The organism is Synechococcus sp. W60.1, from assembly GCF_047461575.1.
Classification (GTDB): domain Bacteria; phylum Cyanobacteriota; class Cyanobacteriia; order Thermostichales; family Thermostichaceae; genus Thermostichus.
In genome coordinates this window covers 255,176-278,069 of record NZ_JANSHL010000002.1, presented here as the reverse complement: position 1 = coordinate 278,069, position 22,894 = coordinate 255,176, and the positions used below count along the sequence as shown (strand labels likewise).

Below are 22,894 nucleotides of genomic sequence, written 5' to 3'. Positions count from 1 at the left end.
GGTGCGGAGCACTTTCAACAGAGGCAACCGAAGGCTTAACAGCAAGAGATAAACTTCCATCAACAAGAAACCAACTTCTGCACAGCCTCTAACCGCCCCAAGGCCCAGCCCCGCCGCTGCAGAAGCGCAAAAGATTGCAGCAAATCCGGCCCCTCTAGATCTCCTGTCAGGGCAGCCCGCAAACTCTTCATCAGCAGGCCCTTTTTCATGTTCTGGGCTTTGGCCACCTGATCCACCAGCGGCTTCAAGCTGTCCACCATTCGCGTCAGCGGGACGGAGTCGTTAACCTGAGGCAGCTCGGCAGCAGCCAGCGTGGCAGCCATAGCAGCCATAGCCTCTGCCACCCCAGGCAGGCGCAACTGTTCCAGAGCTGGCAACGTGTAGCAGAGGGGCTCCTGAAACAAAAAGCGGCTGAGCGGAGGAGCTTCTGCCAGGCGGTCGATGCCATCGGCAATCAGGCGGGCCACATCTTCTAACCAGGTGGGATCCGGCACTCCGGAAAGGTCAAACCCTGCCGCCTGCCAAAAGGGGGTGAGCCGCTCCACCAGTTCTGGCGGGGAAAGCCGCTTGATGTACTGGCTGTTGATCCAGTTGAGCTTGTCCCAGTCAAAGCGGGCAGCCGCACGGTTAACCCGGTCAAAGTCGAACAGCGCAGCCGCCTTTTCCAAAGAGAAAAGCTCTTCCCCATCTGGAGGAGACCAACTGAGCAAGGCCAAATAGTTCTTGAGAGCTTCTGGCAAAAAGCCCAGCTGCTGGAACTCCGTCACCGAAGTTGCCCCATCCCGTTTGGAGAGCTTTTTCCCCTCCGGGTTCAGGATTAGCGGAGAATGGGCGAACTGGGGAGGTTCGTAGCCAAGAGCGCGGTAGAGCAAAATCTGCTTGGGGGTATTGCCGATGTGATCTTCGCCGCGAATCACATGGGTGATGCCCATGTCGATGTCATCCACCACCACCGCCAAGTTGTAGAGAGGGCAGCCATCCGCCCGGGCAATGACCATATCCCCCCCCAAGTCCTGGGTGTTCCAGGTAATGGGGCCGCGAATGAGATCCACCCAAGACACTTCCAGGGGCTCCTCGATTTTGAAGCGGATCACCGGCTGCCGACCCTCGGCTTCGTAGGCTCGTCGCTGGGCTTCGGTGAGAAAGCGGTGGCGGTTGTCGTAGCGGGGGGCTTTGCCGGCAGCCTTCTGGGCAGCGCGCATCTCCTCCAGCTCTGCCTCGCTGACGTAGCAGCGGTAGGCCAGCCCTTGATCTAGAAGCTGCTGTACCACCGCTTGATAGCGCTCGATGCGCTTGGATTGGTAGACCGGCCCTTCGTCCCAGTCTAGGCCCAACCAGGCCAGGCCCGCCAAAATGTTGCGGGTGTAGCGGGGCAAAGAGCGGTCGCGGTCGGTGTCCTCGATGCGCAAAATGAACCGGCCACCGTGGCGACGGGCATACAGCCAGTTGAACACTGCCGTTCGGGCGGTGCCGATGTGCAGATTTCCGGTTGGGCTGGGGGCAATGCGAACACAAACACTCACAGGTCTAAGGATCCCAAGCAGAGCATCCTGATCCTAGTCGGCGGCGAGATCCTTTGTCATGTTGGCCCTCCATTGGGTTGCAGGCGGTTGCCAATTGAGGCATTTCGAGTAGAATCCGCTCTAGCTGCCGGTCAAAAGGTAGGCTGCACGGGGATCAAGGTTGACTGGCAATGTCCAACCCCCCCTTTTTTCCAGTGTTGAGGAAAAGCTGTAGCGCAGGAGGAATCCCAGCACATGCGTCTGACTTTGGCCATTCTTCTGGGTTGTCTGTCCGCCGGGATCCCGGCTGGATCCGCCTTGGCCCAAATTGCCTATCCTTCCTATCCGGTGGGAGATGCCCTGGATAGGATCCTGTTGGATACAGGCAGGAATGTGGATCCGGTCATTTTCCCTGAGGAGGTGGTGCGCTCCCAGGCCCGGCAGACCACCGCCTTCTTCACGACTTTGCTGAACCAGCGCACCAACATCCCACCCCTGCGCTCGCTGGATTTGCCCAGCCCCTATCAAGCTTCGGTTCGTACCCAGGCCGGGTACTACCGCGTGACCCAGACAGAGCCCGTTTTGGATTTTGAAATCTTGCGCTAGGCAGGGCAGGTATTCGGGGCCTGTTCCAGCGCCGGCCTGTTGCTGTTGCCAAAACGTTGTGTATGAAGCTCCGTTCTACTGCTGCGCGGAAGAAAGCTAGCTAGGGCGGTGGTTGTGCCCTGGTCGGCGTGGCGGAAAGGGCAGTGACTGCCTGGCGGTTGCCTTAAAGCTGTTCACCCAGGAGGGCATGGTTTTTCTCAGCGAAACAGCTCCCTGGAGAGGCGCTCCGCCGGCGCAATCGGACAAGAGGGAACTGGGGAAAGTTGTGTTTGTGAGAGCCTTCATCCTATGGCTCGCTCGCGCGGACGGTAACTGCCTCTCCGGTCAGCGAAAAAGCTCGCGTGGCGGTAATGCGCACCGGCACCAGGGATCCCTGCAGTTGCTCCGGATTGCCTTCAAAGAACACCACGCGATTGCCGCGGGTACGCCGCATTGCCTGGCGGGGGTGTTTCGGGGTGGGGCCTTCCACCAGCACCTCTTGCACCTGGCCTAGAAGTCGGGCACTGCGGGCGGCGGCCACCTCGGCCACCAGTCGGTTCAGCCGTTGCAGGCGGTCGCTTTTTTCCTCCTCGGGCACTTGGTCGGGCCACTCAGCGGCGGGGGTGCCGGGACGAGGGGAGTAGGCGGCGGTGTTCACTTGGTCAAAGCCAATGTCCTGCACCAGTTGCAGGGTTTCTTGGAACTGAGCTTCGGTCTCTCCCGGGAAGCCGACAATGGCATCGGCGCTGATGGCGGCTTCGGGCATGTATTGGCGGATGAGCTGGATGATCTGGCGATAGCGCTCGTGGGTGTAGCCGCGCCGCATCCGCTTGAGCACTTCGTTGCTGCCCGCCTGGAAGGGAATGTGGAAGTGCTCGCAGACTTTGGGCAGCTCGGCGCAGGTGGCGATCAGCTCCTCGGTAAAGTAGCGCGGGTGGCTGGTGGCAAAGCGAATCCGTTCAATACCTTCCACCGAATGGACGAAGCGCAACAAGCTGGCCAGGTTGGTTTTCGGATCCAGATCCCGTCCGTAGGCATCGATGTTCTGCCCCAGCAACGTCACCTCTCGATAGCCTGCTCTGGCCACGTCTTCGATTTCGGCGCGGATGGCCTGGGGCTGGCGGGACTGCTCTTGCCCTCGCACCCGCGGCACGATGCAGTAGGTGCAGCGCTCGTTGCAACCGTAGATAACGTTGATCCAAGCAGTGACCTGGCTGTCGCGACGGGGCTTGGTGATGTCTTCTGGGATCTCAACCGGCTCGGTGGCCACCACCTGGTTTCCGGCTTCCACCTGCGCCAACAGATCCCCAAGGCGGTTCACGTACTGGGGGCCCATGACCAGATCCAGCTCAGGGACGCGGCGCAACAATTTCTCCCCCTCTTGCTGGGCTACACAGCCGGCCACGATCAGCTTGATGGCCGGGTTCTTGCGCTTGCGCTGTGCCTGGATGCCCAGGTAGGAATAGACCTTCTGCTCAGCATTGTCGCGGATGGTGCAGGTGTTGTAGAGAACTAAGTCCGCCTGCAACTCATCTTCGGTGGCCACATACCCCAGGGACTCCAGGATCCCGGCCATGCGCTCGGTATCGGCGCGGTTCATTTGGCAGCCGAAGGTGATGGTGTAATAGGTGGGAGCAGCCATGGGAAGAAACAGTACGAAGAACCACCATCTTCGAGCTTAGCGGATCCTTAAAATGGCTGCGGGGCTTGAGACTCCAACAGTTAATCTAGCTAGATAGAAATTCCTACACCGGCAAAGGCTCATGTTGCCCAAGCATCGTCCCAAGCAACTGTCGCTGGGCCCTCTGGAGTCGGAAATCTTGGACATCCTCTGGGATCTGGGCAGTGCCAGCACCCGTCAAATCCACGAGCGCATCTTGGCCGATCCGGATCGGGAGCTGGCCTATGCCTCTGTGACCACAGTTTTGCAGCGCTTGAGCCAGAAGGGCTGGGTGAGCTGTGAGCGCCGCACCGATCCCCAAGGGCGGAATCTGCCCATGCTGTGGCGGCCTCGTCTTTCTCGTCAGGAAGCGGCCAGCCTCAGGGCCTTCACCCACCTGCAGCAGTTTTTGGCTGTAGGGGATCCCGATACGGTGGCAGCCTTTGCCGATAGCCTGGATCAGGCCAGCGTGTCCCAGTTGCAGGCGATTGCCGAACGGCTGCGGGCAGCCCGTCAAGCCAGGAGGGATCCGCGATGAGCCACTTGGGCATGTTATTGCTGGGCTTGGGCCTCAGTTGCCTGTGGCGAGCCCAGGTGCGCCTGGACAGGAGTGGGGGATGGGGCCGACGTTGGCAGCGGGCTTGGATCCACTTCTTGCTGCCCCCGCTGCTGTTGCTGACCACTGCTTTGGCCTTGGCCTGGATGGGGCCGTGGGGACAAATGGCCGGGGTGGGGGGCTGGTTCTGCTACGGCTGTGCTCTGCTGTTGCTGGCCGTGGCCGGCGGCGTGGCCTTGCACTGGATTTGGGAATACTGGCGCTCCTATCGACGTGCCCACCTGCAAGCTCTGGCCCAGGTGGATTTGCATGGCTCTCCGGCCTATGTGCTGGATTTGGAGATCCCTTTTGCTGCCCAAGTGGGGGTGTGGAATGCCCAGTTGGTGGTCAGCCGCGGCCTGCTGGAGCAGTTGGATGATGAGCACTTGCGGGCTGTAATCGCTCACGAAGAAGCCCATCGCCACTACCGCGACACCCTGTGGATGTTTGGGGTGGGCTGGCTGCGACGCCTCACCGGCTGGCTGCCCAACACCGAGGCCCTCTGGCAGGAATTGCTCACTCTGCGGGAACTGCGGGCGGATCGCTGGGCTGCCCAACGGGTGGATCCCTTGCTGTTGGGAGAGGCCCTGCTGCAGGTGGTGGGCTATGGCGTGGTGGAGCAACCGGCGGCAGCTTGGGTTGGCTTTGCAATGACCGTGAGTTCAGACCCAAGGCAGCGGCTGCAAGAGCGTATCGATGCCCTGTTGCGGCAGGCAGAGTCAGGGCCTGTTGCTCCCCCCGCCCCATTTTTCTTTAATTCGGGGTTGGGCCTGGTTGGGGTTGGCCCTGTTGCCTTTGCTGGCGATCCCGTTCCATACCTGAGGATCTGCAGAATGCGATACTCTGGGTCAGGTTTTCTGAACTTCTAGGGACTTACGGCGGTGCAAACCAACTCTTCCCTTTCTGAGGCGACTGGGTCGGCCTGTGATCCCCTCACGCGGGCGCAGATCCTCATCGAAGCGCTACCCTACATTCAGCAGTACCAAGGCCGCGTCATTGTCATCAAATATGGCGGCGCAGCTATGGTGCATCAAGAGCGACGGGCCGAGGTGCTCCGAGACATCGTCTTTCTGGCCTGTGTGGGGATCCGCCCGGTGTTGGTGCATGGGGGGGGGCCGGAGATCAACAGTTGGCTACAAAAACTGGACATTCCCTTCAAGTTTGTGGATGGCTTGCGGGTTACCGATGCCGCCACCATGGAAGTAGTGGAGATGGTGTTGGTGGGCAAGGTTAATAAGCAGATCGTGCAGCTCATCAGCTTGGCCGGCGGATCGGCGGTGGGGCTGTGCGGGCGGGATGGCAACTTGATCAAAGCGCGATCCCAGGGCCGGGCGGAGATTGGCTTTGTTGGGGAAGTGAGCAGTATCAACCCCCAGTTGCTGCAAACCCTATTGGAAGGTGGACAGATTCCGGTGATCTCCAGTGTGGCTGCCGATGAGACAGGCCAAGCCTACAACATCAACGCCGATACGGTGGCGGGAGAACTGGCGGCTGCTCTGGGGGCAGAAAAGCTGATTTTGCTCACCGACACCCCTGGCATTCTCAAAGATCCTCAGGATCGCAGCTCTCTGATTACGTTGCTGGATATCGAGACGGCTCGCCAGTTGATCCAAGCCGGTGTCGTCAAGGGCGGCATGATCCCGAAGGTGCAGTGTTGCATTCGCGCCTTGGCACAAGGGGTACGGGCAGCCCACATTCTGGATGGGGGATCCCCTCACTCTCTGCTGCTGGAGATTTTGACCGATGCCGGGGTGGGCACCAAGCTTGTTCCTTCTCAGTTTTCCGCCCAGTTGGAAGGGCTGAACAACGGATCCCGCTAGGCTTCCTTGATGAAGCGCAGGATCTCCCGCACATGGCCGAGAAATTGGCTATCCACACTGAGCTGAGCCACAGCTTGGCGGGTCTCTTGGCGCAGTTGGCTGTGGTCTAGCTCGTTGCTGGCCCGCAACTGTTCCAGTTGGGCCTTGAGCGCGGCCAGCTCCTGCCGTAGGTAGCGCCGGGTTTCTTCCTCTTGTTGGGCCCAAGAACCGGGCTTGCCGGGATCCCATTGCTCCTGCAACTGCTCGACTTGGCGCTGCAACTGCTCTAGTCGTTCCGCCAGCTCGAGGGCATCTTCGCGAGGGATGCGGATTTGCCCTTGCAACTGGGCCAAGCGGTCGGCCAAATACTCGTAGCCGCGGATGGCCGGGCGCAGAGCCGTCAACAACAGGGCAGCCACAGCGCTGGGGTAGCCGAGGGGGGTCACCTGCCCAGCCGCCAGGCCGTAGAAAACCAGAGCCGACAGCCCATGCAGGGCAATGGCTATGCGCAACGACCAGCAGCTGAGCTTTTGCAGGAAGGCAAACGTTGAATCTTCCACCGGGATCCCTCGTTCCTGAGACACAACCGCCTCCTGCTGAACGGCCTTGGCCTGAAAGTAGAGGTTCCAGGGAAGGGTGACGATCACCACCAGCCACCAAAAGCTGGCGATCCCAATGGCCCAATCGGCCAGCTCCCCAATAGGTAGCCCAAAAGCCCGCAACAGGCCAAACAGGATCCCGCCGCCGATCAACAACAGCAGCCCCGCCACCCAAACTGGGAAAAAGATTTTCGAGTAAGACACGGAGTAAGAGGTTGAGTAAGACATTGCCGGTTTCTCCTCATCAAGCTGCCTACAGCCTGCCCGAACCGAGCGGCCAGAAGCTCCTGAAGCGGCCAGTTTTCCGTCCGTCCCAGAGCCATTAGGGGTGCAGCTATAGCCATTCCCAATGGCGAGGAAACCCTTGCGGATCCCAAACTCCCTCTCCCTCAGGGAGAGCGCTTAGAGTAGATCAGTGCTCTCTATGAGTTGTCTTTGTTGTTCTTGGGTGTAAGCCTGTGAGCCTTGCCGCCTCTCCCCCCGATACCGATTTAAGTAGGGATCCCCGCCCTCGGCGAGAAAGCGATTGGCGGCTGCTGCGGCTGCTCTGGCCCTATGCCCGTCGGCACCTCAGGCTGGTGTTGGCGGCCTTGGCCTTTCTGCCCCCTTTGGCCTTGGCGGATGCGGTGCAGCCTCTGATCCTACAGCGGGCTCTGGATGGCCCCATTGCCCGAGCGCTGGAACGAGGTGAGGCCGGGATCCTCTCCGACCTTTGGCCCTATGTGGGGCTGTTGATCCTAACGGTACTGGTTCGCTGGCTCTTCCAAGCCCTGGAAGGGTATGTCAGCCAAAAGCTGGGGCAGTTGATGACCCGCGACATCCGCGACGATCTCTTCGCCCACATTCTGGCCTTGCCGGCTCAGTTTTTCGACCGCACCCCGGTGGGCAAGTTGATCACCCGCATCACCAGCGACGTGGAAGCCTTGGGGGATGTCTTTTCCACCGGTGCCGTCGGCATTGTCAGCGACCTGTTTACTCTGGGGGTGATCGCGGTGGTCATGCTCAGCCAACGCTGGGATCTGGGCTTGCTGCTAATCCTCATCGTCCTGCCCATCAGCGCTGTTGTCCTCGAGTTGCAGCGCCGCTTTCGGGATGCCAACTTTCGCGTGCGCGAAGAACTCTCCAAGCTGAACTCCTGGATCCAGGAGAACATCTTGGGCATTACCGTGGTGCAACTGTTTCGGCGGGAGCGGCTCAATAGCGAGATTTTTCAAACCATGAACCGCCGCTACATCCGGGAAGTGGATCAAACCATCCTTTATGATTCTGCCCTTTCTGCCGTTTTGGAGTGGGTGTCTTGGCTGGCCGTGGCGGCTTTGCTCTGGGTGGGCGGGCAGCAGGTGATGTCAGCCGGTAGAGGCTCACTTGGAGGGGGATGGACGGGATCCCTGCCCCTGCCCGGGGAACCCCTCACCTTTGGCAGCCTCTACGCCTTTGTTCTCTTTTCGCAACGGTTTTTCAACCCGCTGCGGCAGTTGGCCGAAAAGTTTACGGCCCTACAGGCGGGGTTCACCGCCGTCGAGCGCATCGACGCCATCCTCAGCCTGCCGGTTGCCATCCGGGATCCCGCTCAGCCCCGCCACTTGCCCCCCAATGCCAGAGGAGAGGTGCAGTTCGAGCACGTCTGGTTTGCCTACAACCCCGGGGAGTGGGTGCTCAAAGACCTCACCTTCACCATCCGCCCCGGAGAAAAAGTGGCCCTGGTGGGGCCCACGGGAGCCGGGAAAAGCTCCATTATTCGCTTGCTCTGCCGTCTCTACGACGTAACCCAGGGATCTATTCGCATTGACGGCGTTGATATTCGGGATCTCCCCCAGGCTGAGCTGCACCGCCACCTAGGGGTAATCCTGCAGGATGGATTTTTGTTTTCCGGGGATATCCAGCAAAACATCACCCTAGGAGAGAAGGCAGATCTAGCGGCAGTGGAGCAGGTCGCCCGCCAACTCAACCTGCATGACTTCCTCCGCAATTTGCCCCAAGGCTACGCCACCCCTGTGCGAGAGCGGGGCAGCAACCTCTCCAGCGGCCAGAAACAGCTTATCAGCTTTGTGCGGGCCATGTGGCGGGATCCCAAAATCTTGGTCTTGGATGAGGCCACGGCCAGCCTGGATGTGGGCACCGAAGCCCTCCTGCAATCCGCTCTAGACACCCTGCTGCGGGATCGCACCGCTCTGATCATCGCCCACCGCCTTTCCACCATCCGCAATGTGGATCGCATTTTGGTTCTGCAGCGGGGGGAACTCAAGGAGCAGGGATCCCATGCCGAGCTCATGGCCCTCAGCAGGCTCTATGCCAGCCTCTATCGGCTGCAAGATCTGGGCGGCTAGCAGGGTGCTTCTGCCCAACCGTCAGCGACTGGCGCCAAAGCGAGACCGAATTGCCTTTAGGGTGGTGAAGCTGGCATCCGCGAACGCGATGCGAGCCTTGCAGAGTAACAGATTGCCGTTATCCACGGCAGTGTCTCTCAAGCTGGCCAAACCATCGCTGGCCTGCACCAGGGCACGGCGGCCCCAGCTAGAGAAATTTTTGCTGAGGGTGTTGATCAAGCGTTCCATAGGGATTGGACATTCCGCTCCTTGTCTTCCACCTAGCCTACTCCCCCAGCCGCAGGTATCCACAGAGGGCCATCAAGAAAATTGTTTGTTACAGATTGTTAAAAACTTGCCGTCAAGCCGGCAGACTGGCTATGATAGGCCCCAAGTTTGGCAAGCAATTCAAAGAAAGCGGTTAGCCATGAATCATCGGCCAGAGGTAGTGGAAGGCACAGAGTCCAAGCAGAAGGTGACCCTGTATCTCTCACCTGAGCTGCACCGGAATCTGAAGATTCGGGCTGCCGTGGAGCGGGAGCCGATGTCGGCAGTGGCAGAGAAGGCCATTACCTTCTATCTGCTTCACCCAGAGGTCATTGAAGGGGTACAAGGTAGCGCCTATCGTGTCCATCAATGTCCCAAGTGTAGTCACCCATTTGTTATCCGCGATGGAGAGGTGGTTTCCCTGCACCAGACATCGGCTGCCGAAGCCATCCTTGAAGAGGTGGAGCCAGAATACTGGGGATCGGCTGCTGGCTCGGAAGAGCAACGGCAGGATGCTCTGGTACCCTGCTAGAACGCTCCCAAGCGGGCCCCCTTCAGGAACTTGAGCTGATAGGAGCAGACAGCAACACAGAAGGCTTCTAAAATCCTCTCAAAATCCATCCAACAAGGGCGTACTCCCAAGTGCAATCCAATACCTAGGCAACTCGAACCCCATTTTTCAACCGTTCTGGCGGCTCCTGAAATTTCCCCTCTGCAGTTGGTGTTTCCCATGCAAGAGCTAAGCATCCTCATTCAAGCTCAATACCCACTGCTGTACCTGCTGACTCCAGAGGAGGAACGGGCAGAAGCGGCTCTGGCAGCAATTGCCCGCACCCTTAAGCCTCAGCGTCGCCTATTCATTTGGACAGTTACCCACGGCATCGTCGAATACGGCAACCCCCGCAGCCTCACCCAGCACAACACCCAATCCCCCCAGCCCGCCATCCAGTGGGTAATGGAGCAAAAGGATCCCGCCATCTGCGTCTTCAAAGACCTACATGACTTCTTGGACAACACCGAGGTGAAGCGCTGGCTGCGGGATGCTATTGCCAGCCTGAAGGGATCCCACAAAACCATCCTGCTCATGTCGCCGGTGCAGGTGATCCCGGTCGAGCTGGAGAAAGACATTTGCGTAGTGGACTTCCCCCTGCCGGACATGGCCACATTGGAGCGCGCCCTCAACCGCCAGCTGGAGCAGATCCCGCGCTCCCTGCCTTTGGCTCCTGATACCCGCGAAAAGTTGCTCAAGGCGGCCCTGGGCCTAACGCAGGACGAGGCAGAAAAAGTCTACCGCAAGGCTGTGGTGATGCATGGTCGCCTCACCGAGGCAGAAGTAGACATCATCCTCTCTGAGAAGAAGCAACTGATCCGGCGCAACGGCATTCTCGAGTTTATCGAAGAGGACGAGACCATCGACGCCGTTGGCGGCCTCGAGGAGTTAAAGCGCTGGTTGCTGCAGCGTTCCGAGGCTTTTACCGAGCGAGCCCGCGCCTACGGGCTACCTGCCCCCAAGGGCTTGCTGATCCTGGGCGTGCCCGGCTGCGGTAAGTCGCTGATCGCCAAGACCACTGCCCGTCTCTGGGGCCTGCCCCTGCTGCGTCTGGACATGGGCCGCGTTTATGATGGCTCCATGGTGGGCAAATCGGAAGCAAATCTGCGCAGTGCCCTGCGGACTGCTGAATCTCTCGCCCCTGCCATCCTTTTCATCGACGAGCTGGACAAAGCCTTTGCTGGATCAGCAGGCTCCAGCGATTCTGACGGGGGCACCTCCAGCCGCATCTTTGGCTCTTTCCTGACCTGGATGCAGGAGAAGCGCTCGCCGGTCTTTGTCATGGCCACGGCCAACCGTGTGGATCGTCTGCCGGGTGAATTCCTGCGCAAGGGCCGTTTTGACGAGATTTTCTTCGTGGATCTCCCCAACATCAACGAGCGGATGGAGATTTTCGAGATCCACCTGAAGAAGCGGCGGCGCGACATCAGCCGCTTTGATCTGCGCCAGTTGGCCGCAGCCTGTGAAGGCTTCTCCGGCGCGGAGATCGAACAAGTTTTGATTGCTGCCATGTACGAAGCGTTTGCCCAGAACCGCGAATTTACCCAACTGGACATTTTGGCAGCAACGAAAGCAACTCAACCGCTATCTCGCACCATGACGGAGCAAGTGGTAGCGTTGAGGGAATGGGCCCAGCAGCGGGCTCGGCCTGCAGCGGCCTCTGTAGCCGAGTACCAGCGGCTGGAGTTCTAGGAGGAGGTGAGGATCCAAAGCTACCTTGACAGAAGCAGGGACGGCAGGGCCCAAACCTTCCCCAAAGAACAGTGCCCATTGTTTGTGTCGATGTTCCAACCCCTATACAAAGGAGAGAAACACCATGTCTCATTTTAGCACCCTGCGTACCAAAATCACTGACGGTCAAGTCCTGATCAACTCTCTGCGCGATCTCGGCTACACCGTTAAGCTGAACGCCGACGTGCGTGGCTACAACGGCCAGCGTGTTCGCGCTGACATCGTGGCTCAGTTGGAAGGCGACTACGACCTGGGCTGGTCGAAGAATCCCGACGGTTCCTACGACCTGATCGCCGATCTGTGGGGCGTGGCCAAGAAGCACAACCAAACCGAGTTGATCAACTCCATCAACCAAAAGTACGCCGTCAACAAGACCTTGGCCGAGGTGAAGCGTCCTGGCCTGAACAACGCCAACGTTAAAGTGGTGGTGCACTAGGCCGGATCCTGTCTCGCCATCGCTGCAGCGATCTACACCGACTAAAGTTAGGAGGGGCTGAATCCAGCCCCTACTTTTTGGCTTGGTTTTTGGATTGGAGGGGCTGCGACCCGAAGGAGGAACCTACGCTTCTGTGAGAGCGGCAATGCCGGGCAGCACTTTGCCTTCCAATAGCTCCAAGCTGGCCCCGCCGCCGGTGGAGATGTGGGTCATCTTGTCAGCGAGGCCAACTTTCTCGACAGCTGCCACCGAGTCGCCGCCGCCGATGATGGTGGTGGCTCCCGCTTGAGTGAGATCGGCCAGGGTGCGGGCAATGGCTTCTGTGCCCAGGGCAAAGCGGTCGAATTCGAACACGCCCATTGGCCCATTCCAGACCACGGTTTGGCACCCCTGCAGGGCAGCCTGGAAGGCTTTGATCGATTCCGGGCCGATGTCCAAGCCCATCCAATCCTCGGGGATGGCGTGGATGGAAACGGTCTGGGCCTGGGCATCTTTGTCAAACCTATCGGCTACCACCACATCCACCGGCAGCAGCAGCTCCACCCTCCGCTCTTTGGCTTTTTCCATCAGGGAGCGGGCGAGATCCAGCTTGTCGGTTTCTACCAGGGATTTGCCGGTCTTGAGGCCCTGGGCTTGGTAAAAGGTAAAGATCATGCCGCCGCCCAGCAGGAGCTTGTCCACTTTTTCCAGGAGCCGCTCAATGACGCCGATCTTAGTGGAGACTTTGGAGCCGCCGATGATGGCCGCCAAGGGGCGCCGCGGATTCTCGATGGCGCCCGAAAGAAACTGCAGCTCCTTTTCCACCAGGTAGCCGGCCACAGCAGGCTGGAGGTAGGCGGTGACGCCGGCAGTGGAGGCGTGGGCGCGGTGGGCGCTGCCAAAGGCGTCGTTGACAAACAGGTCGGCCAGTGAGGCCAGCTTGCGGGCAAATTCCGGGTCGTTGTCCTCCTCTTCTGGGTAGAAGCGGACGTTTTCCAGCAGGGCCACCTGGCCGTTTTCCAGGCGGTTCACTACCGCCTCGGCCTCAGGGCCGATGCAGTCGGGGGCAAAGGCAACCGGCTGGCCCAGCAATTGAGAAAGACGGGTGGCTACGGGGGCCAGGCTATTGCCCTCGCGGGCGACCTTAACCGCGCCTGTCTCTTTGTCCTTCTTGACGGGGCGGCCCAGGTGGCTGGTGAGGATCACTTTGGCGCCTGCCTGGGTGAGGGCGTGGATGGTGGGCAGGGAGGCGCGAATGCGGGTGTCGTCGGTGATGTTGCCCTGGGGATCCAACGGGACGTTGAAGTCGGCGCGCACCAGCACGCGCTTGCCGTTTAAATCAAAGCCAGATGACAGCAGGGATCCCAGTGTTTGTTTGGCCATCGTTGTTTTCCCCCGGACTGCAGAAAATCTTTATTTTTTCTTCCGTATGTATCCTACCAGCGATTGGGATCCCGACAGCGAGACCGATGGGCTCAGGGATCCCCTTGTTCCGCTGCTTTTGCTGGGTCGGCCTTCCGTCTGCCCCTTGGCCCCGGCAATTGTAACGGTTTGCAAATAGAATAAAAATGTTGCTCTGTCGTTACCCTCATGCGTGTTGCCATTGCTGGTGGCGGGCTGGCCGGGCTGGCCTGTGCCAAGTATCTCTGCGATGCCGGGCATCAACCGCTCCTCTTTGAGCGGCGGGATGTTTTGGGTGGCCTGGTGGCTGCCTGGAAAGATGCCGACGGCGACTGGATCGAGACGGGGCTGCACAACTTTTTTGGCGCCTACCCCAACACGTTGCAGCTGTTCCGGGAGCTGGGCATCTCCGATCGCCTGCAGTGGAAGGAACACAGCTTGATTTTCAACCAGCCGGACAAGCCGGGCACCTATTCCCGCTTTGACCTGCCGGATATTCCCGCTCCTTTCAACGCCATTGTCGGCATCTTGCGCAACAACGACATGCTCACCTGGGGGGAAAAGGTGAAGTTTGCCCTGGGGCTGGTGCCGGCCATGATTCGCGGCCAGCGCTATGTGGAGCAGATGGATCGCTATAGCCTCTTGGAATGGCTGCGGCGGCAGGGTATTGACGAGCGGGTCAACACCGATATTTTCATTGCCGTCTCCAAGGCCCTGGCCTTCATCAACCCGGAGGAGATCTCGGCCATGGTGCCCCTGACGGCCTTGAACCGCTTTTTGCAGCAAAAAGATGGCTCTAGGATTGCCTACCTAGACGGCGCTCCCCCAGAGCGGCTCTGCCAGCCGATGGTGGACTACATTGTCGCCCGTGGGGGGGAAGTGCATTTGAAGGCGGCGTTGCAGGACATTCGTCTCAACCTCGATAACAGCGTGGCCGGGTTTTGCTTAGCCACCCCCTCTGGGCCGGTGGAGGTGACTGCCGATGCCTATGTCTCGGCCCTTTCGGTGGACGCGCTCAAGGAGCTGCTGCCGGCGCAGTGGTGGGGGATCCCCTTTTTCCAAAAGCTGCGTGAACTGGAGGGGGTGCCAGTAATTAGCCTGCAGATCTGGTTTGACCGCAAGATTACTCACATCGATCACTCCTTGTTTTCCCGCTCGCCGCTATTGAGCGTGTATGCCGACATGAGCAACACCTGCCGGGCCTATGCCGATCCGGAGCGGTCCATGTTGGAGCTGGTGCTGGCTCCGGCTGCCGAGTGGATTGATCGCGGCGATGAGGAGATCTTTGCCGCCACGCTGGAGGAACTGAAAAAACTCTTTCCCCAGCACCTTACCGGCCCCAACCCCGCCCGCGTGCGCAAGTGGGTGGTGGTGAAAACGCCGCGCTCGGTCTACAAGGCTACCCCTGGCAGACAGCAGTATCGCCCCACTCAAGTTACCCCTATTCCCAACTTCTTCTTGGCGGGCAGCTACACCCTACAGCCCTTCCTGGGCAGCATGGAGGGGGCCATCCTCTCCGGCAAGTGGGCGGCGGAGGCCATCAACAAGGAGATCCCATTTCAACGCGCTTCTGTCTCGGCCTCAACTCTGGCAGCTGCGGGGGTCTAGCTCTCCGCCGTCCGCCTCCTATGCCTTTTGAATCTTTCTTTTCCCCACAACCTCTTCTAGGCTATCCGCGGCGTCCGCTTTCCCGTAGTGTTGATATGTGCCCTCGCCGTTCCTCTTCCTTCTCTATCCTGGCCCTGTGCTCCTGGAGATAGCCAGATGAGTCCGCTTGAGCAATCTTTTGCCCTCTGTCGCCAGATTACGGCCAAGCACGCTAAGACTTTCTACCTGGGATCCCTGCTCTTGCCCCAGTCCAAACGGCGGGCCATCTGGGCCATCTACGCTTGGCTGCGGCAAACCGATGAGTTGCTGGATGGACTGGAAGCCAGCCAGGCAGAGGTGGAGGTCACCCGCAGCAAGCTGGAGCAGTGGGGATCCCATCTGGAGTCGCTCTTCCAGGGAGGCGAGCCGCAAGTCCCCACGGACCTCGCTTTGATCCACACCATCCGCACCTACTGCCTCTCCATTGAGCCCTTCCGCGAGATGTTGCGGGGGCAGAGCATGGACTTGGATACCCAGCGCTACGCCACCTGGGAGGATCTGCGGGTCTACTGCTACCGCGTGGCTGGGGTGGTGGGGCTGATGTGCTCGGAGATCATGGGGTTTGTGCCGGGCCGGGATGGCCGCGAGGAGGCGGTGGCGCTGGGGATCGCCATGCAACTAACCAACATCTTGCGGGATGTGGGAGAGGACGCCCGCCGTGGGCGGATCTACATCCCCCTGGAAGATCTGCGCCGCTTCAACTACTCCGAGCGGGACCTGTTTAACTATGTTATTGACGAGCGCTGGATGGCTTTGATGGACTATGAGATCCGGCGGGCTAGAGAGCTCTATGCCCAAGCGGAACGGGGGATCCCTACCCTGCAGCCGGACTCCCGCTGGCCGGTAGCCGCTTCCTTGATGCTCTACCGGCAGATTCTCAACGCCATCGAGCGCAACCACTACCAGGTTTTTCGCACCCGCGCTTACGTGTCCACTCTCAGCAAGGCATTGGCGCTGCCGGTGGCCTGGTGGCGGTCGCGGCGCTCCAACTACTACGGTTACTAGTGGGGAGCAGCAAGCAGTTCCCCACGGCCGCGGCAGCAGAAAACAAGAAGACCTCTAATACAGCGAAGAAAACCTATGGTAAGCCGTGCCCTGACCCTACCCTATCAGCGAATCTGGGAAGACAGTTTAACCATCTTCTGGCGCGACTGGCTGGATCTGCGGGGGCGAGTTTGGCAGGTGGTGGCCTCGGGGCTGGTGGCTCCCCTCATCTACATTGTTGCCTTTGGGGTGGGCCTAGGGGGATCCCTGCGGGCCGAAGCTTTGGCCGAGGTGGCCGGATCCACGGCGGCAGGTTCTTATTTGCGCTTTATCTTGCCGGGGATGGTGGCTCTTTCAGCCATGACCATCAGCTTTGCCGGCACCACCTTCTCCATTTGTGGATCGCGGCTATTTACCAAGAGCTTTGAAGAGCTGCTGCTGTTGCCGGTGCACCCCTTGTCTTTGCATCTGGGCAAGGTGCTGGCGGGCATTGCCCGCGGCCTGCTGACGGCCTTGGGGGTGTTGGCGGTGGGGGTGCTGGGTACGGGGGCCTGGGGCCTGCTTCACCCCTTGTCGCTGTTGGTTCTACTTTTGGATTGCGCCGTCTTTGCCGGCATTGGGGTAATTGCTGGCTTGAAGGTGCCCAGCCTGGAGAGTGTGGGCGTGCTAACCAACTTTTTGATTACGCCCATGTCTTTCCTAGGGGCCACCTTTTTCGATCCCGCCCAGTTGCCGACCTACCTGCAGGTGCTGGTCTATTGCCTGCCCCTTTCCTACGCCAGCATTGGCATGCGGGCAGCCGCCTACCAGCCGCTTGCGGAGTTTCCCTGGTACACGGTGGGAGTTTTGGGCGGCTTGGCGGTAATCCTGGCTTTTGTGGGAGCTTATCTGTTTTCCCACCAGCAGGACTAGGTTGTGTTGATCTTTCATTTGAGCCAAAAGAGAGCACTGACGAGATAGAGAAAACTCAAGAAGTTCCTGGCCAATTTGTCAAAACGAGAACATAGATGCCGGTACTGCTTTAACTTATGAAAAAAGCATTCGATTAAATGCCTCTCTTTATACAGATGCTTGTCATAATGCCGCTGCGTCTTTCTATTCCTTTTAGGCGGAATAACCGCTTGAGCTTCCCCTATCTTCTTAATCAACTTATCCGCATCATATCCTTTATCCCCAATTACTTTGGTATCCTTTCTCTGCCAGCCCTCTATCAATTCTTCCCCTTGAGTAATATCGCTCTTTTCTCCGCCAGTTATTCTCAATTCCAGCGGATTTCCCAACCCATCTACACTCACATGAATCTTGGTGCTGTATCCGCCTCGGCTTCTCCCCAAAGCTTGCTCCCCTTTTTTCCGGCAGCACAGGAGTGCGCTCGAACCGTGGTTGAATCAATAATGAGATGCTCTAAATCAGGGTCGTCAATAAAATACTTGAACATCCGTTCCCACACTCCAAAACGACTCCACCGGTGGAATCTTTGATAGATGGTGTACCATTTGCCATATCCTTCTGGGAGGTAGCGCCAAGGAGCACCGGAACGGGCTATCCAAAGAACTGCTTCAATAAACTGTTTGCAGTTTGCTTCTTTCCCAATGTTAACTCTCTCTTCTGTCTGTAAAAAAGCCAATATCTTCTGCCATTTGTTTTCATCTAAAAAAACCAACTTCATCCTCTTTCCTCTATAAATTACTCTCTCTATCCTAACATAAGATCAACACGACCTAGCTGCCCTTGCCAAATACTTCTGGGTAGCGAGCCAGCTGCTCTTGCAAATCTTGGTTGTAGCGCAGAACAAGCACGCGGTAGCCCCGTCCCTGCAGCTGCGAGCGCAGTTGGCGATCCCGTTCCGCTTGGGCAGGCTGGTCGTGGACTGGGCCATCGCAGAAGATGCAGATGTTGGGGCTGTAGAAGAAGTCAACGACGCAGTCGGGATCGGCAATGGCTTTCTGGGCATCCTCAGGCAGCCGATACCCTCCTGCTGCCAGCGTTTCGAGAAAGCGGCGCTCCAGTTCAGAGCGAGGGTCCAGGAGCTGGCGCAGCCACTCCAGGTGCTCTTGGCGGGAGCGACCCAGGGAGCGCAGCTCGGTGCGGCTGTTGGCCAGCAGGCCCAAAAGATCCCGGATCTGATAGCGGTCAAGCTGCAGCGCTTCCCGTTGGTTGGCATAGCTGAGCAGGCATTCGTAGCAGGCTGCTCGGCATTCGGGCCACAGGTCTTGGATCCCGGCCTCTGAAAGCTGGAAGTGACAGATCTCCAGCGCCACTTGGGCCACTTCCGCTAGAGCCTGGGGCTCTTCCACCAGGCGCCGCAGGACGCCAGCGCCCCCTTCTGCTGTTTCGTAGAAGAGCATGGCCTGATGGGATCCCTGGCCAATGGACTCGGCCGCCAGCTCCGTCTCCTCCAGCTCAAAGGTCTCCTCGATTCCCCGCTTGAGGGCATAGCGCAGGGTCGTTTCTAGGGCCTGCAGATTCCCCAGGCTGGGCTGAACCAGCCGCACCAGCAAGAGGTTTTGGGTAGCGCGCACTGCCAGGCGGATGGGCTGCAAGGACATCTGGCTAGACGAGCTGGCTCTATGGCCCCCCAGCTGATCTCGAGAAGGGACTTCGCCATTGTCAAAGTTGACCAGGAAACCTCGCCCCCCACTGCCCCGCCAGCCGGAGTTGATGCGCAGTAGCGTGGCGGCTGGGGCATAGCGCAACTGCAGCAGGGGAGTTTCGCCCCTTAGCACGTCGGCTTCCTGGACGCGGTAGCCTGAACTTTCGGGAGCAAACTGAAGAAAGTCTGCAGCTCGTATCCCTGTCGCCGCCGCTCTTCTTCGTCGGCAGTAATGCGATCCCGGCGCCGCATGCGCACATTAGGCATTTCCAGAAGCTGCGCTAAAAGGCTATTTTGCCCATCGAAGCGGGTACCGCAGACGGGGCAGCAATCCAAGGAGGGATCCCCAAAGGCCCCACAGCTAAAGCAGAGCTTGTGGCTGCTTTTGCGCTCCTCCAGGCCGCCGGGCGGAGCCTGAAAGGCCACCGATTCCCACTGGCAGCCCTCGTGGTAGAGGAAGTTGTGGGGGGCAAACTCGCGAATGGCCAAAAACCGGGGCCGGGCGATGAACTCCCCTTCGCTGCCGCGGGGCACCCAGGCCCGCACGGGCAAGGCGGGGAAGTTGTAGCCGGGCAGGAACCCCTCGCTGGCTAGGTAGCGGTAGGGGTAGAAGTCGCTTTCCTCCCGCTGGGTATCGATTTGCAACAGTAGGTTCCGCTGGCGCAGAGCCTCCTGCTGGCGGCGCCTGGCTTCCTGCTGGTCTTCCCGACGGCGAGCCGTCTGCAGTTGCTGGTTAGCGGCTTCCAACTGTTGCGTGGCGGCCCGATAGAGCTCCCGCCAGCGGTCAAAAGCGCGGTCAAAGGCGCGGGGGGCTTCTTCAATAACCTGCTGGATCCAGCGCCGGCTAAACCAGCCGCTGCGCTCTAGCACTTCCCGGTCAGCAGCCAAGAGCGCTTCCACCCGCTCCGCCACCTCTTGGCGGGCTGCCTCCCCTAGCTGGATGGAGGCAACCACCTCTTCCCGCAGGGGCAACTCTGGCCGATCCAAGTTGATGACCGTTTCGATGGAGTTGCCCAAGGGCAGGCGCACCTGGGCCAGCCAGACGGCGTGGATGTGGGCCCGCAGCAGCGATTCGTTGGCTAGATCCAGGCGGGGAGGGCGCACGCGACCGGCCACCATCTCGGGGCAGCGGCGGAAGTAGTACTGGTCGTGGCTATTGAAAGCCCCGCAATAGGTGATGATGAGTCCCGGCTGCCCCTGGCGGCCTGCCCGACCGCTGCGCTGGGCGTAGTTGGCGGGTGTGGGGGGCACGTTGCGCAGATGCACCAGATCCAAATCGGCAATATCGACCCCCAGCTCCAGGGTGGGCGAGCAGATTAGGTAGGGAAGGCGGCGATCCCTCTCCTCGCCGCGAAAGCGCTTTTCTCGCCGCTCCCGCTCCCCTAGGCGAACCACCTGAGCCGTGTGCTCTCTGGCCTCCAGGGATCCTAGCCCTGCTGCCCCGGCTCGGTAGAGCTCCTGAAAGAAGGGGTTGATGGGACGGCGGACAGAGGTGTAGCCCTCCTGCTGGGCGCTGCGGGAATACAGAGGATCCGGCGGCGGCAGGCCATCCCCCAGACACCAGCGCAGACAGCCGGCGTCTAGCTGGTAGGTTACCTGGCCATTTTCCACGTGGCGCCGTAGCAGGCCCTGGCTGACCAGGAGAGACAGCAGGGACTCCAAAAACCTGTCGTAGGCTTCTTGGTTCAGATCAAGGCGCCTGCGGAGGAAGCGACCAATGGTGCTGCGGGGGCCCAGGCTGAGCATTTGCCCGTTTTCCCGGGAAGGGTTCTGGCCAAAGCAGCGAGCCGTCCGCAACTCCTCATGCTCTTCCAGGCCCCAAAACTCATTGAGATATTGCTGGGCGCGCCGGCGCAGCCTTCTCTGGGGCTCTGCCTTGAGCACGGGCACATCGATGGCCAATTTGCGCCGAAACTGATCCAACAGAGCCCGCAGCAGTTGCTCTTGCTCCTCAGGGCTGGCTTGGGCAAACCAGGGGTGAAGGGAAGCCAGGGCTGAATTTTGGCAGAGCTCCCCGAGGCCGCGGTACTCGATTTTCAGCAGGCCCACCTGTTCCAAGTTGGGGTGGGTAACCCGCCAGCCGCGCCGCAGATCTTCATAGAGCCGGTATTCGGTTAGCTCGCTAAAGGTCTGCCACACTTCCTCGGCACTGGGCGAGGCAGGGTCCAAAGCCGGGTTTTGGGCGATGTCAGCAAGCTCCAGGCCAGAAGCCCGCACCACTTCCTGGGCCACCTCGTCAAAGCCCAGCTCTTTTTTCTTGAGGAGGGCAGCATAGAGCGAGGCCCGCAGAAGGGCCACATGCACAAAATCGTTGAAGTGGCCGGCCTGCAGGGAGGCGTCCTGGCGGTTGTCGGTAAAAGTCAGCAGCTTGCTGCAAGCGGCCTGGGTTTGCTCGGCATGGCGCAGTAGGGAGGTGGCAAGGATGGTGGTGGCGCTGGAGCGGCCCTCGCTAGAAAGGGAAGCCAGCTTGACAAACTCCCGCTCGCGGCCACTGTAGTACTCGCCGCAGGCCAGGCACAGGGAAAAGGGGTGGGGCTGCCACCACATCTTCTGCGCCTCCGCCTGGGGGTACTCGGAAAAGGATCCATCTGGGCGCACCCAGACCGCTTGGGGGATGCGCTTTCCCCAGTCGGTCCTGAGTCTGCCCTCAGGGGTGTACCAGTCTTCGGGGATCTGCTCCAGCGACCACTCGTTGTCAAGAGGATCCAAGCTCAGGTAACCGGCTTGCTGGTCTTCGTCCTGCTCCACCTCTTCTCCCACGGGATAGGGCAGGAACTGATCCCTGGACTTGAGGACGTGGTAGTAGTCCTGCCCACACTGGCGGCAGAACTTGACGGGGAAAAAGAGCTTGCCCTCCCCCGCCTGCATCTGCCCTTCTAGGGAAAATTGCCGCTTTTCCCGACTCTCCAGGGTGGCGTAGAGGGTGCGGCCTTGGGAGATAAACTGGTGCAGCTTGAAGGCCACTCCTCGGCTGTGGTCGTCTTTGAGGCTGCTGGCGTGGGCAAGGAACTGGCGCAGCGTTGCCGCACAGTTTTCGCTAGCGGTGCCGGTCAGTTGGGCCAGTTGGGCGGCCACCTCGGAGAGCTCCCTGGGCACGCGGCGCTTGAGGCTGCCGTCGGGACTGAACTCTAGGCCCAGCTCGTACTCCAACCAGCGCATCAAGGGGTGGCGGCGCAGGCTAGCTAGGTCGGTGGGCCAGGGGGGATCGAGGACGGGTTTGAGCTCTTCAGGTGAAGGCGGGCCACCTTCGCTCAAAGGGGCCAGGGTCTCCTCGATAATCTGCTCCGGTGTGAAGGGATGGCCAAAGAAGCGGCTGGCGAAGTCGGCCACGGTCTGGCGGCGCTCCAGGGCACTGGCCTCGGGGCGGGAGATCATGGTGGCGCTGGTGCCAATGTGCACCAGGTTCTTGGCGGCGCAGCGTCCCTTGAGGCGGCGAACCAGCATGGCCACGTCGGCCCCCTGCCGACCCCGGTAGGTGTGCAGCTCGTCAAAGACCAGAAAGCGCAGGCCGTTGGGGCTGAGGAAGCGCTGATCTTCGGGGCGCACCAACAGTACCTCGGCCATCACGTAGTTGGTCAGCAGGAGCTGGGGTGGATCCCGCCGCAGGTTTTCCCGATCGCTTTCCTCGGTTTCGCCGGTGTATTTGGCAAAGCGCAGCGGAAAGGGGCGACTGTAGCGGCGCTCATACCGCTGGCAGAGATCCTGTAAAGCCTGGTACTGGGAGTTCACCAGCGCGTTCATGGGATAGACCACTAGGGCCGTCACCTGGCCCACGGATCCCCCCTGGCGGATCCAGTTGTCGATGATGGGCAGGAAATAGCAGAGGCTTTTGCCGGAACCGGTGCCGCTGGTTACCACAAAGCTTTCCTCGGCCAAGGCTTTGGCGATGGCCTCCTCTTGGTGGCGGTAGAGACGAAAGGGTCTGCCGTCCTCAGAGCGGAAGATGCGGGCTGTTTCTTCAGTAATCCGCCCCGTTTCAGCCAACTCATCAACGGTTGGGCCGGCTACGTAGGCAGGGCTAAGCTGCACAAGCGGCTCTGGCCAGAGGTGGATCCCTTCTTCCAGAGCTTGGTCTACAAACGCCTGTGCCCGTGGGTCGGCAATGAGAAAAAAGGAGCGGACGAAATTGGCGTAGTCCTTTAGAACCCTCTCGTGCAGGTCAAAAATGGTGGCCATCGGGGCTCTCCAAAGCCATTTTGGCTAGGTTAAGCCTAGCAGGTGTTCTAGCGACTGCAAGAGGATCGCCCTGAGGCTTGGGCT

At 59.9% G+C, this 22,894-nt stretch carries 19 protein-coding genes; 11 read left to right on the top strand and 8 right to left on the bottom strand.

The window, feature by feature from the left end:
• Positions 1 to 59: 59 nt before the first annotated feature.
• Positions 60 to 1,523, bottom strand: coding sequence for a glutamate--tRNA ligase (gene gltX, locus NW805_RS03380; RefSeq protein WP_414421631.1), 1,464 nt, complete (start codon positions 1,521 to 1,523; stop codon positions 60 to 62).
• A 234-nt stretch (positions 1,524 to 1,757) separates the two neighbouring features.
• Between gltX and NW805_RS03375 the strand changes: the two genes are divergently transcribed.
• Positions 1,758 to 2,108 (top strand): hypothetical protein, encoded by a 351-nt coding sequence (locus NW805_RS03375; RefSeq protein ID WP_414421630.1) that lies wholly within the window; start codon positions 1,758 to 1,760, stop codon positions 2,106 to 2,108.
• A 286-nt stretch (positions 2,109 to 2,394) separates the two neighbouring features.
• On the opposite strand, the gene miaB is transcribed toward NW805_RS03375, so the two are convergent.
• Positions 2,395 to 3,729, bottom strand: a complete 1,335-nt coding sequence (gene miaB, locus NW805_RS03370; RefSeq protein ID WP_414421629.1) for a tRNA (N6-isopentenyl adenosine(37)-C2)-methylthiotransferase MiaB — start codon at positions 3,727 to 3,729, stop codon at positions 2,395 to 2,397.
• Positions 3,730 to 3,850: 121 nt separating this feature from the next.
• Between miaB and NW805_RS03365 the strand changes: the two genes are divergently transcribed.
• The 3 genes from NW805_RS03365 to argB are packed head-to-tail and all read left to right on the top strand — an operon-like array spanning position 3,851 to position 6,162.
• Positions 3,851 to 4,285 carry a BlaI/MecI/CopY family transcriptional regulator gene (locus NW805_RS03365; RefSeq protein ID WP_011433287.1) on the top strand — a complete coding sequence of 145 codons (435 nt, stop codon included), beginning with the start codon at positions 3,851 to 3,853 and terminating at the stop codon, positions 4,283 to 4,285.
• Positions 4,282 to 5,211: a M56 family metallopeptidase gene (locus NW805_RS03360; RefSeq protein WP_414421628.1), complete on the top strand. Its 930-nt coding sequence runs from the start codon at positions 4,282 to 4,284 to the stop codon at positions 5,209 to 5,211. Before NW805_RS03365 ends, NW805_RS03360 begins: the two co-directional genes overlap by 4 nt.
• A gap of 12 nt (positions 5,212 to 5,223) precedes the next feature.
• A complete protein-coding gene (gene argB, locus NW805_RS03355; protein ID WP_414373667.1) occupies positions 5,224 to 6,162 on the top strand; it encodes an acetylglutamate kinase in 939 nt (312 codons plus the stop codon).
• Here the strand turns inward: argB and NW805_RS03350 are convergent.
• The gene (locus tag NW805_RS03350; RefSeq protein ID WP_414421627.1) at positions 6,159 to 6,968 is read right to left on the bottom strand and encodes a hypothetical protein; all 810 of its coding nucleotides are present in this window, start codon (positions 6,966 to 6,968) and stop codon (positions 6,159 to 6,161) included. The two genes, argB and NW805_RS03350, sit on opposite strands and share 4 nt — an antisense overlap.
• Positions 6,969 to 7,198: 230 nt before the next feature.
• Here NW805_RS03350 and NW805_RS03345 point away from each other — a divergent pair, with 230 nt between their 5' ends.
• Positions 7,199 to 9,067: an ABC transporter ATP-binding protein gene (locus NW805_RS03345; protein ID WP_414421626.1), complete on the top strand. Its 1,869-nt coding sequence runs from the start codon at positions 7,199 to 7,201 to the stop codon at positions 9,065 to 9,067.
• Between the two features lie 21 nt (positions 9,068 to 9,088).
• Here NW805_RS03345 and NW805_RS03340 read toward each other — a convergent pair whose 3' ends face one another.
• Positions 9,089 to 9,295 carry a hypothetical protein gene (locus tag NW805_RS03340; protein ID WP_041436551.1) on the bottom strand — a complete coding sequence of 69 codons (207 nt, stop codon included), beginning with the start codon at positions 9,293 to 9,295 and terminating at the stop codon, positions 9,089 to 9,091.
• Positions 9,296 to 9,473: 178 nt separating this feature from the next.
• On the opposite strand from NW805_RS03340, the gene NW805_RS03335 reads away from it, so the two are divergent.
• The 3 genes from NW805_RS03335 (at position 9,474) to NW805_RS03325 (ending at position 12,030) form a co-directional block, all read left to right on the top strand.
• Entirely contained in the window at positions 9,474 to 9,845 is a 372-nt protein-coding gene (locus NW805_RS03335; protein WP_041436554.1) for a hypothetical protein, read from the top strand.
• 198 nt (positions 9,846 to 10,043) lie between these two features.
• On the top strand, positions 10,044 to 11,555 hold the full coding sequence (locus NW805_RS03330; protein ID WP_414421625.1) for an AAA family ATPase: 1,512 nt from the start codon (positions 10,044 to 10,046) through the stop codon (positions 11,553 to 11,555).
• 124 nt (positions 11,556 to 11,679) lie between these two features.
• Positions 11,680 to 12,030, top strand: coding sequence for a DUF1257 domain-containing protein (locus NW805_RS03325; RefSeq protein WP_011433295.1), 351 nt, complete (start codon positions 11,680 to 11,682; stop codon positions 12,028 to 12,030).
• A gap of 123 nt (positions 12,031 to 12,153) precedes the next feature.
• Here the strand turns inward: NW805_RS03325 and NW805_RS03320 are convergent, their stop codons facing one another.
• On the bottom strand, positions 12,154 to 13,392 hold the full coding sequence (locus NW805_RS03320; RefSeq protein WP_414421624.1) for a phosphoglycerate kinase: 1,239 nt from the start codon (positions 13,390 to 13,392) through the stop codon (positions 12,154 to 12,156).
• A gap of 207 nt (positions 13,393 to 13,599) precedes the next feature.
• Here NW805_RS03320 and pds point away from each other — a divergent pair, with 207 nt between their 5' ends.
• The 3 genes from pds (at position 13,600) to NW805_RS03305 (ending at position 16,953) form a co-directional block, all read left to right on the top strand.
• Entirely contained in the window at positions 13,600 to 15,018 is a 1,419-nt protein-coding gene (pds, locus tag NW805_RS03315; protein WP_414421623.1) for a 15-cis-phytoene desaturase, read from the top strand.
• A gap of 156 nt (positions 15,019 to 15,174) precedes the next feature.
• Positions 15,175 to 16,062, top strand: coding sequence for a phytoene synthase (locus tag NW805_RS03310; RefSeq protein ID WP_414421622.1), 888 nt, complete (start codon positions 15,175 to 15,177; stop codon positions 16,060 to 16,062).
• A gap of 75 nt (positions 16,063 to 16,137) precedes the next feature.
• Entirely contained in the window at positions 16,138 to 16,953 is an 816-nt protein-coding gene (locus tag NW805_RS03305; RefSeq protein WP_414342371.1) for an ABC transporter permease, read from the top strand.
• A 14-nt stretch (positions 16,954 to 16,967) separates the two neighbouring features.
• Here the strand turns inward: NW805_RS03305 and NW805_RS03300 are convergent.
• From NW805_RS03300 to NW805_RS03290, 3 genes are all read right to left on the bottom strand, one after another.
• Positions 16,968 to 17,710, bottom strand: a protein-coding gene (locus NW805_RS03300; protein ID WP_414421273.1) for an IS5-like element ISSoc13 family transposase whose coding sequence is annotated in 2 segments (ribosomal slippage) — positions 16,968 to 17,392 and positions 17,392 to 17,710 — 744 coding nt in all. Because the reading frame shifts where the segments join, the coding sequence is not laid out codon by codon here.
• 52 nt (positions 17,711 to 17,762) lie between these two features.
• Entirely contained in the window at positions 17,763 to 18,767 is a 1,005-nt protein-coding gene (locus NW805_RS03295; RefSeq protein ID WP_414421621.1) for a Zn-binding domain-containing protein, read from the bottom strand.
• Complete coding sequence (locus tag NW805_RS03290; protein WP_414421620.1) at positions 18,761 to 22,810, bottom strand: DEAD/DEAH box helicase; 4,050 nt, start codon at positions 22,808 to 22,810, stop codon at positions 18,761 to 18,763. The genes NW805_RS03295 and NW805_RS03290 overlap by 7 nt, the downstream gene beginning before the upstream one ends.
• Between the last annotated feature and the right edge of the window lie 84 nt (positions 22,811 to 22,894).